Annotated in this window: 13 protein-coding genes; 6 read left to right on the plus strand and 7 right to left on the minus strand. The window is 39.0% G+C overall.

Annotated features, from left to right (window positions below; translation table 11 throughout):
• Positions 1-823 precede the first annotated feature (823 nt).
• Positions 824-1339: a hypothetical protein gene (locus tag QL998_RS04850; protein WP_024604547.1), complete on the plus strand. Its 516-nt coding sequence runs from the start codon at positions 824-826 to the stop codon at positions 1337-1339.
• A 10-nt stretch (positions 1340-1349) separates the two neighbouring features.
• Here QL998_RS04850 and QL998_RS04855 read toward each other — a convergent pair whose 3' ends face one another.
• The 5 genes from QL998_RS04855 to pdhR all read right to left on the minus strand — a co-directional run bounded on the left by QL998_RS04855 (position 1350) and on the right by pdhR (position 9226).
• Positions 1350-2030, minus strand: a complete 681-nt coding sequence (locus QL998_RS04855; protein ID WP_024594643.1) for a tRNA-uridine aminocarboxypropyltransferase — start codon at positions 2028-2030, stop codon at positions 1350-1352.
• A 136-nt stretch (positions 2031-2166) separates the two neighbouring features.
• On the minus strand, positions 2167-3591 hold the full coding sequence (gene lpdA / locus QL998_RS04860; protein ID WP_002957761.1) for a dihydrolipoyl dehydrogenase: 1425 nt from the start codon (positions 3589-3591) through the stop codon (positions 2167-2169).
• Positions 3592-3796: 205 nt separating this feature from the next.
• Complete coding sequence (aceF, locus tag QL998_RS04865; RefSeq protein ID WP_290192244.1) at positions 3797-5713, minus strand: pyruvate dehydrogenase complex dihydrolipoyllysine-residue acetyltransferase; 1917 nt, start codon at positions 5711-5713, stop codon at positions 3797-3799.
• 10 nt (positions 5714-5723) lie between these two features.
• Positions 5724-8390, minus strand: coding sequence for a pyruvate dehydrogenase (acetyl-transferring), homodimeric type (gene aceE, locus QL998_RS04870; protein ID WP_002957763.1), 2667 nt, complete (start codon positions 8388-8390; stop codon positions 5724-5726).
• An 86-nt stretch (positions 8391-8476) separates the two neighbouring features.
• Entirely contained in the window at positions 8477-9226 is a 750-nt protein-coding gene (gene pdhR / locus QL998_RS04875) for a pyruvate dehydrogenase complex transcriptional repressor PdhR (RefSeq protein ID WP_002957764.1), read from the minus strand.
• A 546-nt stretch (positions 9227-9772) separates the two neighbouring features.
• On the opposite strand from pdhR, the gene QL998_RS04880 reads away from it, so the two are divergent.
• Positions 9773-10225 (plus strand): transposase, encoded by a 453-nt coding sequence (locus QL998_RS04880; RefSeq protein WP_290192245.1) that lies wholly within the window; start codon positions 9773-9775, stop codon positions 10223-10225.
• 151 nt (positions 10226-10376) lie between these two features.
• Here QL998_RS04880 and ampE read toward each other — a convergent pair whose 3' ends face one another.
• Positions 10377-11228, minus strand: coding sequence for a beta-lactamase regulator AmpE (ampE, locus tag QL998_RS04885; RefSeq protein WP_007586130.1), 852 nt, complete (start codon positions 11226-11228; stop codon positions 10377-10379).
• 13 nt (positions 11229-11241) lie between these two features.
• Positions 11242-11796 carry a 1,6-anhydro-N-acetylmuramyl-L-alanine amidase AmpD gene (gene ampD / locus QL998_RS04890; RefSeq protein ID WP_290192246.1) on the minus strand — a complete coding sequence of 185 codons (555 nt, stop codon included), beginning with the start codon at positions 11794-11796 and terminating at the stop codon, positions 11242-11244.
• Positions 11797-12122: 326 nt separating this feature from the next.
• On the opposite strand from ampD, the gene nadC reads away from it, so the two are divergent.
• From nadC to QL998_RS04910, 4 genes are all read left to right on the plus strand, one after another.
• The gene (gene nadC, locus QL998_RS04895) at positions 12123-12974 is read left to right on the plus strand and encodes a carboxylating nicotinate-nucleotide diphosphorylase (protein ID WP_290192247.1); all 852 of its coding nucleotides are present in this window, start codon (positions 12123-12125) and stop codon (positions 12972-12974) included.
• A 483-nt stretch (positions 12975-13457) separates the two neighbouring features.
• Positions 13458-13859 (plus strand): prepilin-type N-terminal cleavage/methylation domain-containing protein, encoded by a 402-nt coding sequence (locus QL998_RS04900; RefSeq protein ID WP_290192248.1) that lies wholly within the window; start codon positions 13458-13460, stop codon positions 13857-13859.
• Positions 13860-13930: 71 nt separating this feature from the next.
• A complete protein-coding gene (locus QL998_RS04905) occupies positions 13931-15148 on the plus strand; it encodes a type II secretion system F family protein (protein WP_290192249.1) in 1218 nt (405 codons plus the stop codon).
• A gap of 162 nt (positions 15149-15310) precedes the next feature.
• Complete coding sequence (locus QL998_RS04910; RefSeq protein ID WP_290192250.1) at positions 15311-16204, plus strand: A24 family peptidase; 894 nt, start codon at positions 15311-15313, stop codon at positions 16202-16204.

Genomic DNA, 16204 nt, shown 5'->3' on the forward strand with positions numbered 1-16204 from the left:
AAGAGATGTCTTACGGATGTGACAGCTAATGAGTAAAAAACAAGATAAAAAACAACCTAAAAACAGTTAAACACATGAATTATATGAGATTTATTTTTATTGCTATTGCAAAAACACTAATTGAATGTAGTTTTATCTCTATTTTAGTTGCTCTATTGCACTATAATTTACGCATCAACCAAGCAATGACGCTTATTGAGTAAAAGGAAATGGACTGCTTACTCAACCAACCAATGATTAGGTTATCAGGACAACACGGATTTTAGGACAGGCTCAGGATGAGTATCACAACGCAATGTTGTAAAAAGGACAGCGTCAGGAAGATGCGAAAAGGATAATAACAAGGCTAAGTTGTTCAACAGGATGTTGAAGGAATAAATGGACAGGCCTTTAAGGCAACACAAGGGATTGGTTAAAACAAGGATACACTAGGAAGTGTAATTAAGGATTTGGTAATAGTATTTACCCTACAGGATGTTTAGGAATTAAAGGATACAGGCCCGGACGGTCTACATTACATAGAACTAAAAAGTAATATAGTAATAAACATGGATTAGTGAAAATTGGAGTTGATTAAGTTCAATTGCAGGATGCAGAAAATTAGAAGATTCCGCAAGCGCGCCTAGAGATAGAGCGCGCTTTTCTTTGCCTAAAATTTGGGTGAGTAAAGCACTGAGCAACTATCACTAATCTTTACTGAGTAATATCGCGTCACAGCAAATCAATGCTAAGACCTTAAAATACTTTATTAATATTTTAAATTTCGCTAAGTTTTTTATTAATTGCGCCGATAACTAAATAACGCAAGGATCATAAATACTCAATGGATATGAATTTTAAAACATCTCAAAGTAATACCTTTTTATGTAAAGTATCAGACGCAAGTACAGCAAAACCAATTGGTGTATTTAGTGCCCAAACCCCCAGCGAAAATCCCTATAAAGCTTTATTTAACCCCAAAGGTTATAACTTTTTAAATATGCCAATGAGTGAGTTTAAAAATATACTTAACGAAATTATTCAGTTAGAACGCGACATTCGTATTAGCAAGTGGGGTGAGGGTGCTCGACCTGATGAGTTTAGTTATCAACTTAATAGAATAGCAGACGCAATTGCAACGACTCAATTTAATGGCAAAATAGACATTAACTGCTACTTTTTAAAACGAGTTGAAGAAGCAAAAGAAATGATTGGTGAAGACTGTATCTCGTTTATTCAAGTGCATAATAGTATAAGTCAATTGTATAATACTGTTTTACAATTAACATCTGAAGAAGGCTTCAGAGCAATTCAAAATAAAGCACTTGCTCACTTAAAAAATCAGCAAGCATTTGCTTAACTTCGTAAAATTAACCTTCTAGCGGTCGGCCCTTGTTGCGCTTACCCAATAAATACGCATCACGAAACTTAATAAAATGCTGCTCTAATTTTGTCGATGCATCCATTTCGCCCGCAAGTGCTAATACCATAATAGCCACTTCAGCAGTGCCTAGTTGATGTGCATGAGGGGCTACACGTAATCGGTAATCAGACAGTTTATCAGCAGTAACAGAAAGTACAGGCAAGTTATCTAAATAAGGGCTTTTACGAATCATTTTCTTAGCTTCGCGCCACGTACCATCTAAGAATATAAATAGCGGCTTTTTACCTGATTCAATACTCACTTCTGTAATGGCTCTGCCCTCTTCTACATCTTCTGCGGGAAAGACGACCATAGGCTGATACTGCGAATCATTTATTAAAGCTAAAAGAGCGGGATTAGGATCTGTTCTATCCCATCTAAATGCGTGGTTATCTGGCACTATTTCAGCAATTAAACGCCCTGTATTAGAAGGTTTAAAGCTTTCATTATGATACATCAGTAAGCATACAGCGGCCTTACAATCTGCGTGCTCAACACCTTTACAAATACAGTAGTGCTTAGCAATCAGGCATTGTTCACAACGATCTAATTTACCGCCTCGAGCATTAAACTCTCGACGAGATTCACTTATTTGTTGAGCGCGTAATGCTAGAACTGAGTTTTTCACTGTATTTACCTTCAATTAATTAAGCGCGCATTGTAACGACTTCTTGTTATTTAATCTTATATTTATCCAAGTTAAAAATAGACATAAAAAAACCCAACCGAAGTTGGGTTTTTAAAGCAAATACTAAAAAGTTAAATTACTTCTTTTTAGCTGCTTTTTTGTTTGGTAAATCAGTGATTGAACCTTCAAAAATTTCAGCTGCAAGGCCGATTGATTCATTCAATGTTGGGTGAGCATGAATTGTAAGCGCTAAGTCTTCACCATCAGCACCCATTTCAATACCTAAACCGATTTCGCCAAGCATTTCGCCCGCGTTAATACCGATCATAGCACCACCGATTATACGGCCACTTTCTTTATCAAAGATAAGTTTAGTAGAACCTTCAGTACGAGCAGATGCAATTGCACGACCAGATGCTGCCCACGGGAATACCGCAGTTTCAACTTTTAAGCCTTGCTCTTTTGCTTCTTTCTCAGTAACACCTACCCAAGCGATTTCTGGGTCTGTGTACGCAATTGAAGGAATACATTTAGGGTCGAAGAAATGCTTCTGACCAGAAATAACTTCTGCAGCAACATGACCTTCATGAACCGCTTTATGCGCAAGCATAGGCTGGCCAACTAAGTCACCAATTGCAAAAATATGGCTTACGTTAGTACGTAATTGCTTATCAACATTAATAAAGCCACGCTCATCAACGTTTACGCCCGCTTTTTCAGCATCAAGTAAGTTACCGTTTGGAGTACGGCCAACTGCAACAAGTACTTTGTCGTAACGTACTGGTTCTGCTGGTGCGTTTTTACCTTCAAACGTTACGTATAAGCCGTCTTCTTTAGCTTCAACACCAACAACTTTAGTTGAAAGCATTACGTTGAATTTTTTGCTTACGTATTTTTGGTAAATTTTGATAATGTCTTTATCAGCTGCTGGTACTAATTGATCAGCAAATTCTACAACATCAATTGCAGAACCTAGCGCACGGTAAACCGTACCCATTTCAAGACCGATAATACCACCACCCAATACAAGTAGTTTTTCTGGTACGTCTTTAAGTTCTAATGCACCAGTTGAATCAATTACACGGTCATCTTCTGGGATGAAAGGTAAGTTAACTGGTTTAGAACCTGCTGCAATAATCGCGTTATCAAACGTGATAGTTGTAGCGCCGTCTGCGCCTTCAACTACTAAAGTATTGCTGCCAGTGAATTTGCCGTATCCAGATACAACTTTCACTTTACGCATTTTGGCCATGCCTTCTAGTCCACCAGTTAACTGGCCAACTACAGAATCTTTCCAAGTACGAACTTGGTCAAGATCGATTTTTGGTGCGCCAAAAGTAACACCGTGAGATGACATTTCTGCTGCGTCATCAATCACTTTAGCTACGTGTAAAAGTGCTTTAGAAGGAATACAACCAACATTAAGACATACGCCACCTAATGTTTCGCGAGATTCTACTAATGTAACTTCTAAGCCCAAGTCAGCAGCACGGAAAGCCGCAGAATAACCACCAGGACCACCGCCTAGTACAACAACTTGAGTTTTTAATTCGTTGCTCATGCTTTTACCTTAATTGTTTGAACGGGACACTGCCCTAAAATTTAACTGCCATGTTTCTGCAAGGCAGAAAGAGTGAGCAGCGCACAAAGTGATGCAATTCGTACAAAGATTGTATCATTGCAAATGGTAAAAATCCCAGCTAAAAACAACTGGCTGGGATTTGATTCTATTTATTTTATTGCGTATACCAATTTTACTAAACTGGTTACATCACCAACTGGCGAATATCGCTCATGTAACTTGCAAGAGTCACAGTAAAGCGTGCAGCTAATGCTCCGTCAATAACCCTATGGTCGTATGACATAGACAGCGGAACCATTAGTTTTGGTTCAAACTCTTTGCCATTCCATTTAGGTTTCATTTCAGATTTAGATACACCTAAAATAGCAACTTCTGGCGCATTAACAATCGGCGTAAATGCCGTACCGCCGATACCGCCAAGGCTAGAGATAGTAAAACAGCCGCCTTGCATATCAGACGATGTAAGCTTACCGTCACGTGCTTTAACAGATACTTCCATTAGTTCACGTGATAATTCAATAATGCCTTTTTTATCAACATCTTTAAACACTGGCACTACTAAACCATTTGGCGTATCAACAGCAACACCAATGTTAATGTACTTCTTAAGAATTAAACTTTCGCCGTCGTTAGACAGTGAAGAGTTAAATGTTGGGAAGTCTGCAAGTGCTTTAGCTGCTGCTTTTATCACAAACACAAGTGGTGTGATTTTAACGCCAAGTTTTTTCTTCTCGCTAAGTGCATTTTGCTCTTTACGGAATACTTCAAGGCTTGTGATATCAGCTTCATCAAATTGTGTAACATGTGGGATTTGTACCCAGTTACGGTGTAAGTTTTTACCTGATAGCTTTTGAATGCGAGACAGCTTTTTCTCTTCAATTTCGCCAAATTTAGCAAAATCTACTTTAGGCCATGGAATAAGACCAAGCTCACTACCACCTGCGCTACTGCCTGCAGATAATTGACCAGATTCAACTTGCTTAACTAGGTTTTTAACGTAGTTTTGCACGTCTTCTTTAACTATACGGGCTTTGCGACCAGTGCCTTTAACGTTGGCTAGGTTAATACCAAACTCACGCGCTAAACGGCGAACAACGGGTGATGCATGAGCATACGCGCTGTTTTCTGTGAAGCTTTCATTACTTGCTTTTGCAGGTGCCGCTTGAGCCGGTGCTGACTCTGTTTTAGCCGCTGCTGCAGGTGCTGATTTTTCAGCTGGTGCAGATGCCGCTGGCGCACTGCCTGCAACTTCAAATACAAAAATTAATGAACCAGTCGATACTTTATCGCCAGCGGCTACTTTAATTTCTTTAACTGTACCTGCAAATGGAGCTGGTACTTCCATTGCAGCTTTGTCGCCTTCAACGTTTAAGATTGATTGATCTTCTGAAACCTCGTCGCCAACGGCAACCATAATTTCAGTTACTTCAACTTCATCGCCACCAATATCAGGTACATTAACTTCTTTAGTGCTTGGTGCTGAACTTGCTGTTGAGCTCTCAGCTGGCGCTTCTACAGGAGCCGACTCTTTAGCCGGTGCTGCAGATTCACTTCCTGCTACTTCAAAAACAAACACTAACGAGCCAGTTTTAACTGTGTCGCCAGCGGCTACTTTAATTTCTTTAACTGTACCGGCAAATGGAGCTGGAACTTCCATTGCTGCCTTGTCGCCTTCCACGTTTAAGATAGATTGCTCTTCTGAAACGGTGTCACCAACAGCAACCATGATTTCAGTTACTTCAACTTCATCATCGCCAATATCTGGTACAGTTACTTCTTTAATTGAAGAACCTGTAGAAGCAGCTGGTGCTGCCTCTTCAGATTTAGCTGGAGCAGCGGCTGATGTATTTTTCTCATCAGTGCCTTCACTCTCGCCTTCAAACAAAAATACTAAAGAGCCTGTTGTAACGGTGTCGCCAACGTTAACTTTAATCTCTTTTACAGTCCCCGCTTGAGAAGCAGGTATTTCCATTGATGCTTTGTCGCCTTCAACATTTAGTAATGATTGGTCAACATCTACTTTATCGCCAACGCTTACTAATATTTCGGTTACTTCTACTTCGTCGTCACCAATATCAGGTACTTTAATTTCAATACTCATTGCAAACCTCTTATGCGTACAGTGGGTTAAGTTTGTTAGTGTCGATGTTGAACTTTTTAAGTGCTTCAACAACTACTGACTTCTCAACTTCACCGCGTTTAGCAAGTTCAGATAACGTAGCAACAACAACGTAGCTTGCGTTAACTTCAAAGTGACGACGTAGGTTTTCACGGCTATCAGAACGACCGTAACCATCTGTACCTAACACTTTGTAGTTGCTGCTTGGAATGAATGAACGCGCTTGTTCTGCGTAGTTTTTCATGTAATCCGTTGCTGCAACAGTCACAGAGTCGTTTAATACGCTTGTGATAAATGCTGTTTTTTGCTCGCTTTCAGGATTAAGCATGTTGAAACGCTCAACATCTTGACCATCACGCGTTAGCTCATTGAAAGATGTTACTGAGTAAACATCTGATGCAATACCATATTCTTCGCTTAAGATTGAAGCAGCTTTGCGCACTTCAGTCATAATAGTACCTGAGCTTAATAGCTGTACGTTGGCTTTTTTACCTTCGTAACTTTCAAGCTTGTAAATACCTTTACGAATACCTTCTTCAGCGCCTTCTGGCATAGCTGGCTGATGGTAGTTTTCGTTCATAAGCGTTAGGTAGTAGTAAATATTTTCTTGGTCGTCACCGTACATACGACGAATACCGTCTTGTACAATAACAGCCACTTCAAACGCGTAAGTTGGGTCATAAGAAACACAGTTAGGAACCGTGTTTGCAAGAATGTGGCTGTGACCATCTTCGTGTTGTAAGCCTTCACCATTTAGCGTTGTACGACCCGCTGTAGCACCTAATAAGAAACCACGTGCTTGTTGATCGCCCGCCATCCATGCCATGTCGCCAACACGTTGGAAACCAAACATAGAGTAGTAAATGTAAAATGGGATCATTGGTAAATCGTTAGTGCTGTATGATGTTGCAGCAGCAACCCATGACGACATAGCACCTAACTCATTGATACCTTCTTGCAATACTTGACCTGAAGTTGCTTCTTTATAGTAAGAAACAATATCACGATCCTGTGGCGTGTAGTTTTGGCCATGCGGGTTGTAAATACCGATTTGACGAAATAAACCTTCCATACCAAATGTACGCGCTTCATCTGCAATAATTGGTACGATATTTTTACCAATGCCTTTATCTTTTAATAAGATATTAAGTGCACGAACAAAGCCCATAGTAGTAGAAATATCACGCTTTTGCTCTTCAAGCAGTGGCTTAAATGCATCTACTTCTGGCAACGTAAGTTTTTCACTAAAACGTGGAATACGCTTAGGTGTGTAGCCTTTAAGCTCATCACGACGCGCATGTAGGTACTTGTACTCAGGTGAACCTTCTTCAAGCTCTAGGTATGGTAATTCTTTTAATTGCTCTTCAGATACTAAGTCATCAAGACCAAGGCGTGAACGTAAATGTGCAACATGCGACATGTCCATTTTTTTCACTTGGTGCGCAATGTTTTTACCTTCAGCTGCTTCACCCATGCCGTAACCTTTTACAGTTTTAGCAAGAATTACAGTTGGACGACCTTTTGTTTCTTCTGCTTTTTTAAATGCAGCAAATAGTTTTGATGGCTCATGACCACCACGCTTAAGCGCAAAAATTTCGTCATCTGTCATATCTGCAACAAGGGCAGCTGTTTCAGGGTAGCGACCAAAGAAATGCTCGCGCACATATGCGCCATCTTTAGCTTTATATGTTTGGTAATCGCCATCAATTGTTTCGTTCATCAATTGTAGTAATTTACCTGTTGTGTCTTTAGCAAGCAGAATATCCCAACCGCTGCCCCACACTAGTTTAATTACGTTCCAGCCAGCGCCTTTAAACAAGCCTTCTAGCTCTTGAATAATTTTACCGTTACCCATAACTGGGCCGTCTAAACGCTGTAAGTTACAGTTAATTAAATAACAAAGGTTATCTAGTTTTTCACGTGCAGCGAAAGAAATAGCACCACGTGATTCTGGCTCATCCATTTCACCGTCACCTAAAAACGCATATACACGTTGGTTTTTAGTGTCTTTTAAGCCACGACCATCTAAGTATTTTAAGAAGCGAGCTTGATAAATTGATGAAATAGGACCTAAGCCCATTGATACCGTAGGGAACTGCCAAAATTCAGGCATTAACTTAGGATGTGGGTACGATGGTAAGCCTTCGCCATCAACTTCTTGGCGGAAGTTATCTAGTTGCGCAGCCGATAAACGGCCTTCAACAAATGCACGTGCGTAAATACCCGGAGAAATATGACCTTGGTAATAAACTAAGTCACCACCGTCTACATCATTTGGTGCTTTAAAGAAGTGGTTAAAACACACTTCATAAAATGCAGCAGATGATTGGTAAGACGCCATATGGCCGCCTAAGTCGAGATCTTTTTTAGATGCACGTAGAACGATCATAATCGCGTTCCAACGTATAATTGAACGAATACGACGTTCAAGATTTACATCACCTGGGTAAGCAGGCTCTTGATCTACAGGAATAGTATTAACGTAGTTCGTGGTAATACCCGTTGGCATATCAACGCCGTCTAAACGGGCTTGCTCTAATACTTGCTCAAGTAAAAACTGAGCTCGTTCAACACCTTCTTCGCGCACAACTGATTCAAGAGCTTGTAACCACTCTTGTGTTTCTAGCGCGTCTACGTCAATTTTATTGACTTCAGACATATGGAGGTTTCCTTATGTTTAAAATACGAATATTGTTAATTTAATATCACAGCTACTTAATTTGTGTGTTCAAAGTAGTTATGTACTTAATTTTGTTTAGTGCGTCTTAAACTACGTTCAATTCGCGAATGCTCTTTGCCTGCTTCAAGTAGTGCTTCTTCGATAAATGCTAAGTGCGCATTACTTGCTAAACGGGCTTGTTCTGGATTACCGTCAATAACGGCATCCATTAATAAACGCCTGTGTTGGGCTAACTGACTGCTAATATCTGACTTTTTTAATAGAACAGTTAAATTTTGCAATACATTTTGCTCAAGCAGCGCTTTCATACCTCTAACTAAATGCAGTAACACCACATTGTGCGAGGCTTCTGCCACGCTAAAGTGAAATGCATTAATTGCTTTTGCTTTTTGCTGTAAATCATCATTAACTAAGGCAATTTCATCAAAGCTTTGTTTTACTTTGCTAAAATCGTTGCTGGTCCCGCGCAGTGCTGCGTAGTAAGCAGCAATCCCTTCTAATGCATGACGAAATTCAAGTAAATCAAACTGCGACTCAGGGTGTTTACTAATCAAATCAAAAAGTGGATCAGTAAGCCCTTCTTCGAGCTGATTTTTTACAAACGTGCCGCCACCTTGGCGACGCGTAACTAAACCTTTCGCTTCTAATTTTTGAATTGCCTCACGCAGTGACGGGCGAGACACTTCAAATTGCTTTGCTAGTTCACGCTCTGGTGGCAACTTTTCACCTGGTGCTAACGAGCCTTCAAGAATCATATTCTCAAGTTGCTGTAAAATAACATCAGATAATTTTGCCGCTTTAATCTTTAAAGACATGAATCAACGTCCGCGTTGTATAAATACCAAGAGCCCATAAAACGGGGCTTTAAGTAGTATGATTTACCCAAAAGGTAAATTGGTCATACCAAAAATTTTCAATACGGTATCAAAAACACTATTAGCTGTCAATTTACAGGTAGTTTGAGCAATTAAAGTAGCGTAACGCATTTTGAACGAAGATCAAACAATGCGCAATTTACAAAAATTGTTATAACGTTAATAGGATGAAAACAATTGGTCTGACCAGAAAAATAGAGTGTTAACTCTAGTTGAATTTATTAAAGAAATTAATAACAGGATAAAAGTACCAAAGAAATAGCTGCAATTTACACACGATCAGTCCACTAAATATAAAACACAATGCGCGATATAAAATTTCGCTCACGCAATATCGTAGCAGCGGGTTTACCCCGCGACTATTGTGCAAGTAATTACCTAAACGTAAAACACAATGCGCGATGTAAAATCGCGACTACGCAAATTTATAAAAATTGCATATGCTTTAAATTCGTGGGTCTGTGATTGCTAAAATACGGGTATGTTATGCATCGTTCATATTTATTACGAAAGGGAAGAGTATCAAAAGCAAACCAATATTATGCTATTACACTGGTTTGTCATGAGCGAAACAACCTATTCACAAGCTTAATAATTAATGGAGCTATTATCAATGAAATGAGGGGATTAGAAAGAGAGCAACTAATTAAATCAAATACTTTCGTGATAATGCCAAACCATATTCATTGGTTATTACAATTATCCGATAGCGCAACATTAAGTGAGGTAATTAGAAGCTTCAAAGGACGCTCAGCCACGGTGTATAGACAATTTGGCAGACAAAAGCTTTGGCAAAAAGGGTTTTATGATCACTTAATAAGAAATACCGAAGACTTAAATAGCTGTGCTAGATACATAGTCGCAAACCCTTTGCGTGCAAATTTAATAGAAAATATTGCAGACTACCCATATTGGGATAGTATTTATCTAAACTCGTAGCAGCGACATTTGGCAACTAATCTCCCAACCGAAAAACACAATGCGCGATATAAAATCGCGACTACGCAATATCGTAGCAGCGGGTTTACCCCGCGACATTTGGCAACTAACCTCCCAACCGAAAAACACAATGCGCGATGTAAAATCGCGACTACGACAGCCCACCAAATAATGTAAGCAACGCTATAAGTACTAAGTAAAATAATACATTGCGCTTAACCAGCTTAATCATACAAGTGGCCTCGTAGGTACAGCCGTAATAACGCTTTTCAACTTGCTCTGCAGCAAGTGCAGTACATGTTACTACTTCTCGGTTTGGAGATTTAAAGTTAAGTACGTAACGTAGCCAACAGCTTGTGCCTTTATTAAAGTTACCTATTACTAAATAACCAAAGCTGGTAATACGTGCAGGTAACCAGTCGAGCCAAAACAATAGTTTATGTATAAGTTTAAAACGCTTAGCAAATATTACTTTATGATCTTCTCGTACTAAATCAGCTAAAGTACGTACCAATGCATATAAAACCGCACCTGGCGCGCCTAAAACAACGAACCAAAAAATAACCGCACAGTAAAATCTAAAGTTTACCCACGCCAATGTTTGCCCAAAGGTTTCGCCACCATCTTGATCATCAGTACGCTTTTGACCTATTTGCAACGCATATAAAGATGCAGCAGTACCGTCATCTCGCGTTAACGCATTTAAATACGACTTATATAAAGCACGCTGCTTAGCACAACCAAAGCAAACCAAAAGCACCGCGATATTAATGCCCAACTGCCACAAAACAAAATCAGATAAACAATAAATTAGTGCCATCGCAATCACTGGAAGTAAAAGCCAAATTAAAAAGCCCGGTGCTGAGCTAAATAAGCCCTTATCGCCAAGTAGTTTATTAGAACGATTTAAATAACCATTTGCGTAATAACTTATTTGCCAGTAATTAGACCGAGCTCCTAAGCGCTCAAGTATTAATGCAATTATTATAGAAACTAAAATCATTGGAATAACTCTCTTAACTTAGTTGTTCAAGCATATTAAAAAACAATGGCCAATTAAAGCTACTGCCAGGATCGGTTTTACGTCCCGGGGCAATATCGCAATGGCCAACAATACGCGAAGGGGTAATTTTTGGATAGCGCTGTATTATAGATTTACTAAGTGTAGTTAATACTTCGTATTGCGCTAAAGAGTATGGCGTGGTGTCGGTACCTTCAAGCTCAATGCCAATGCTAAAGTTATTACAAGCAGATACCCCCTCAAACTCAGATTGCCCAGCATGCCAAGCACGCTTTTCAAAAGGCACGTATTGTATAACCTCACCGGTGCGCTTTATAAAGCAATGGGCCGATACACGTAAGTTTTTTAAGTTACTAAAACTCGGATGAGCATTACAGTCAATACTACCCATAAATAACCCATCAACAAAAGGTGTACCAAACTGCCCGGCTGGCAATGATATATTGTGAATCACCAATAAAGAAATATCGGCCTCATCAGGGCGTTCATCAAAATGCGAACAAGGCCGCTGCGCTACAATACTTAAAACACCGTCTAAATCTATTTTCATGATACGTTTATTATATAAATATCAAGATATACATAGCACTGATGCTAAAGGATTTATTAAAACAATGATAGTGACAAACAGGTATAAAACCCTACCTGCAAATAATTCAAACCCACACGTAGGTGCTAATTTACGTCTGCTCATGTAAAGTAAATTTTGAAATTAAAAGCGAGGTATAAAACCTCATCTACAGATAATACAAACCCACTCGTAGATACTAATTTACTATACGCGCTTATCTTTATATTGGTGAAAAGGCAATTGCTTCTCTTTCTTTTATAAACATAGTAAAATTTGCTTAATTTATTAACGCTTATGAGCATTCCATGTCTATTTCGCACACTCTTATTACTCAGCTTGTTACTCTAGCACTTGACGAAGATTTAAATTATCAAACAGCACAAGAAGGCGATATTACCGCGCAATTGATCCCTCAAAATGAGCAAGCAAGCGCCAAAGTAATTACCCGCGAAGACTGTATTTTTTGCGGAAAAGACATCATCCTTGAAGTATTTAAACAAGTAGACCCAAGCGTTGAGGTTAACGTACTTATAAACGATGGCGAAGCAGTTAAAGCAAACAGCACATTATTTACAGCCACTGGTTCAGCGCGTTCAATATTAACTGCCGAGCGTACTGCACTTAACTTTGTACAAACGTTATCGGGTACAGCCACTACTACAGCGCATTATGTTAAAGAGCTAAGTGGTACAACTACGCAACTACTCGATACACGCAAAACCATACCTGGTCTGCGCGCTCTTCAAAAATACGCAGTAAAATGTGGCGGGGGGGCAAATCATCGTATTGGTTTATTTGACGCATTTTTAATTAAAGAAAATCATATAGCGGCTTGTGGCACAATAAACAAAGCCGTTGCTCAAGCTAAACAAAATCACCCAAACAAACCTGTCGAAGTAGAAGTAGAATCACTCCCAGAACTTAAGCAAGCAATTGAAGCTGGCGCCGACATAATTATGCTTGACAACTTTAGCATAGAGCAAATTAAGCAAGCCGTAATTTTAACCAATAAGCGCGCAAAACTAGAGGTTTCAGGCAATATGACCCTAGAAACGCTCAAAACTTATTCACAAGCCGGCGTCGATTTTATATCAAGCGGGGCGTTAACAAAAAACTTACAATCAATCGATTTGTCGATGCGTTTTGAACAACTTTAAAGCAACAACTGCCAATTAATACCGCTAATCGATTGACAAGTTAAGTAAAAAAGCATTAAATAACCCAAAAGGCTTACTTTGTAACAAATTGTTAAATAAAATCGCTTTTTTATAATAAGATACGTGCTAAATACTAAAATAAAATGGTAGACTAATTCTGTTGTACTATTTTATTTAAAAAGGTAGTCATAAATAACTAGTACCTTTAGTTTTTAAAGACATAATTAAAAACTAAAGCAACTAAACTACTTACTTTATGCCTATACTATTTGTTGCTACAACATGTAGTGCTCTTAGTAAACTTTTATAGCTAGTACTAAACATAATGAATTCACATACGGCTTTTGTGTTTCATACTCTAAAGCTAAAGTGTAATAAAATTAAATTTAAGTAAAACTGTAAAGTAAATCAGTTAAATTAAGTGAGGCATTTTGCCGCTTAAGTGATTTAAGTTACAAAAATCTATCCTTTAGGAGAGGAAACATGAAAACAATGACTCAAAAACAACAGGGTTTCACCCTAATTGAATTAATGATTGTAGTAGCAATCATCGGTATTCTTGCTGCAATTGCATTACCTCAGTACCAGCTTTATACCAAGAAAAGTAAATTCACTGAAGTGGTATTAGCTTCATCGGCATACAAGGCTGGTGTAGAAACATGTGCTATGAAACTTGACACTCTTACAGGTTGCGACTTAGGAAGTAATGGCATTCCAAATACTACAACAACACCAATGGTAGCTAGTGTTGCAGTTGATGATGGGGTAATTAAAGTATCAGGTACAGCTGCAGTTGATAGCGTTGTTATGTCATTAACACCAACTAGAGCAACTTCTGGGCAATTGACTTGGGCACAAACTTGCAGTGACGGTCAATACTGTTAATAAATAAAAAAGCAACTGCTTGAAAAAGCAGTTGCTCCCCCCTTTCCCTACTCTAGAGTTATATTTACTTCATGAAAAAAAATAAGCTCGATATTTTTCTTTGGGTTGGAGTTAGTGCTCGAGGAAAACGCCTGGAAGGAGAGTTAACTGGGAGCAGTATTGCTTTGGTTAAAGCTCAATTGCGGAAGCAAGGCATTACCCCCTCAAAAGTCAAACGCAAGCCTAAACCGTTATTTGGCATTCAAAACGTTCAAAAAATCACCCCGAAAGACATAGCCTTACTTACCAGACAAATAGCAACTATGCTTCTGGCTGGTGTACCACTCATTCAAGCAATTGAGATGATAGGTTCTGGCTCTACCAATAAAAGCGTTGCCAAGTTAATGGATACTATTGCTGATGAAGTAAAAGCGGGTCAACCGTTATCTACAGCACTTAGAAAACACCCACGTTATTTTGATGACTTATATTGCGACCTTGTAGCCTCTGGTGAGCAATCTGGTGCACTTGATAAAATATTTGACCGAGTTGCACTTTATAAAGAAAAGTCTGAAGCCTTAAAATCAAAAATTAAAAAAGCGATGTTTTACCCTATCGCGGTTTTAGTTGTTGCACTCATAGTTACTTCTATACTGCTTATATTTGTAGTTCCTCAATTTCAAGACATTTTTGCAGGCTTTGGTGCTGAACTACCAGCATTCACCTTATTTGTAATTAGCATATCTGAGTTCATGCAAAGTTACTGGTGGGTAGCACTTATTTTCGTTGTAGTCTCTGGCTGGATATTTAAAGAAGCAAAACTAAGAAGTTTAAAGCTCAGAGATGCAACCGACCGAGCTATACTTAAACTGCCTGTTATTGGCATGATTTTAAATAAAGCAGCTGTTGCTCGCTATGCACGAACTCTTTCGACTACGTTTGCTGCCGGTGTACCACTGGTTGATGCGCTTGATTCTGCTGCAGGCGCTTCAGGTAATGCTGTTTACCGCTATGCAATACTTGATATTAAGGCAGAGGTTAGCTCAGGTAATCAAATGAACTGGGCAATGCGTAACTCAAAAATCTTCCCTGATATGGTAATACAAATGGTTGCTATTGGTGAGGAGTCAGGGTCGCTAGACGGTATGCTTGCTAAAGTAGCGACTATTTACGAGCAAGAAGTTGATGATGCAGTTGATGGCCTATCGAGCTTGCTTGAGCCACTTATTATGGCTGTACTCGGTGTACTTGTTGGTGGCTTGATTGTTGCGATGTACTTGCCTATTTTCCAACTTGGCTCTGTTATTTAATTACCAAAAATAACAATTTACAGGAAATAAAAGAGAGGCTTACTTTTTGGTAAGGCATAGCTATTAATGTTTTCTCATTTACTCTCTTTCACTTCTCTTTGTGATAATAATTTCACTTAATTTTTAAACGCTTAATTTTTAAAATAATTTTCAGGTAATATGATGCAAAGTATTATTGAAGTAATGCAAAGCCAATTGTGGTTTTATTTAACCACAGTTGGCTTAATTAGTTTATGTATCGGTAGCTTTTTAAATGTGGTTATTTATCGCTTACCGCTGATGATGCAACGTGAGTGGCAAAGCGAATGCAGACTACTGTTAGAGGATGAACTTACAGCCAATAAATCTAAACAAGCCAATATCAACGAGCCTTTTAACTTAGTAAAACCCAATTCTACCTGCCCTAAATGTAAAACAGCCATTAAGCCTTGGCAGAATATTCCTATTATTAGTTGGTTAGCACTTAAAGGTAAATGTGCAAGTTGTAGTAATCCTATTTCGGCCCGATACCCTGCTGTAGAGCTAATTACTGCCCTATTAAGTTTAATTGTTGCCTATAGCTTTGGTGCGACCGAGCAAGCCCTTTTATATATTTTTGTAACGTGGATTTTAGTCGCACTGACCTTTATTGATATTGATCACATGTTACTGCCAGACCAGCTTACATTACCGCTTGTATGGCTTGCACTTATTGCCTCGGTATTAGGTTACACAATTACGCCTACTGATGCCATTATTGGCGCTGCTTGTGGTTATTTAAGCTTATGGAGCGTATTTTGGTTATTTAAGCTATTAACCGGCAAAGAAGGCATGGGCTATGGCGATTTTAAATTGCTTGCTGTATTTGGGGCATTACTTGGCTGGCAGTCATTACTTACTATTATTCTGCTTTCGAGCGTAGTGGGTGCCATTATAGGTATTGCACTGTTGAGCATACAAGGTAAAGACAAAGCGACCCCTATCCCTTTTGGCCCTTATTTAGCGATAGCAGGCTGGATCACTATGCTTTGGGGCAACCAAATTCAAGGCGCTTATTTTAATTTAATAGGTTATTAA

The organism is Pseudoalteromonas sp. APC 3691 (assembly GCF_030408135.1).
Classification (GTDB): Bacteria; Pseudomonadota; Gammaproteobacteria; order Enterobacterales; family Alteromonadaceae; genus Pseudoalteromonas.

What these genes read in the sequence shown, in the direction of transcription:
- QL998_RS04905 (WP_290192249.1), top strand. Translation starts at nt 13,931, where the DNA reads ATGAAAAAAAATAAGCTCGATATTTTTCTTTGGGTTGGAGTTAGTGCT.
- nadC (WP_290192247.1), top strand. Translation starts at nt 12,123, where the DNA reads ATGTCTATTTCGCACACTCTTATTACTCAGCTTGTTACTCTAGCACTT.
- QL998_RS04880 (WP_290192245.1), top strand. Translation starts at nt 9,773, where the DNA reads ATGCATCGTTCATATTTATTACGAAAGGGAAGAGTATCAAAAGCAAAC.
- ampD (WP_290192246.1), bottom strand. Translation starts at nt 11,796, where the DNA reads ATGAAAATAGATTTAGACGGTGTTTTAAGTATTGTAGCGCAGCGGCCT.
- QL998_RS04850 (WP_024604547.1), top strand. Translation starts at nt 824, where the DNA reads ATGGATATGAATTTTAAAACATCTCAAAGTAATACCTTTTTATGTAAA.
- aceE (WP_002957763.1), bottom strand. Translation starts at nt 8,390, where the DNA reads ATGTCTGAAGTCAATAAAATTGACGTAGACGCGCTAGAAACACAAGAG.
- ampE (WP_007586130.1), bottom strand. Translation starts at nt 11,228, where the DNA reads ATGATTTTAGTTTCTATAATAATTGCATTAATACTTGAGCGCTTAGGA.
- aceF (WP_290192244.1), bottom strand. Translation starts at nt 5,713, where the DNA reads ATGAGTATTGAAATTAAAGTACCTGATATTGGTGACGACGAAGTAGAA.
- QL998_RS04900 (WP_290192248.1), top strand. Translation starts at nt 13,458, where the DNA reads ATGAAAACAATGACTCAAAAACAACAGGGTTTCACCCTAATTGAATTA.
- lpdA (WP_002957761.1), bottom strand. Translation starts at nt 3,591, where the DNA reads ATGAGCAACGAATTAAAAACTCAAGTTGTTGTACTAGGCGGTGGTCCT.
- pdhR (WP_002957764.1), bottom strand. Translation starts at nt 9,226, where the DNA reads ATGTCTTTAAAGATTAAAGCGGCAAAATTATCTGATGTTATTTTACAG.
- QL998_RS04910 (WP_290192250.1), top strand. Translation starts at nt 15,311, where the DNA reads ATGCAAAGTATTATTGAAGTAATGCAAAGCCAATTGTGGTTTTATTTA.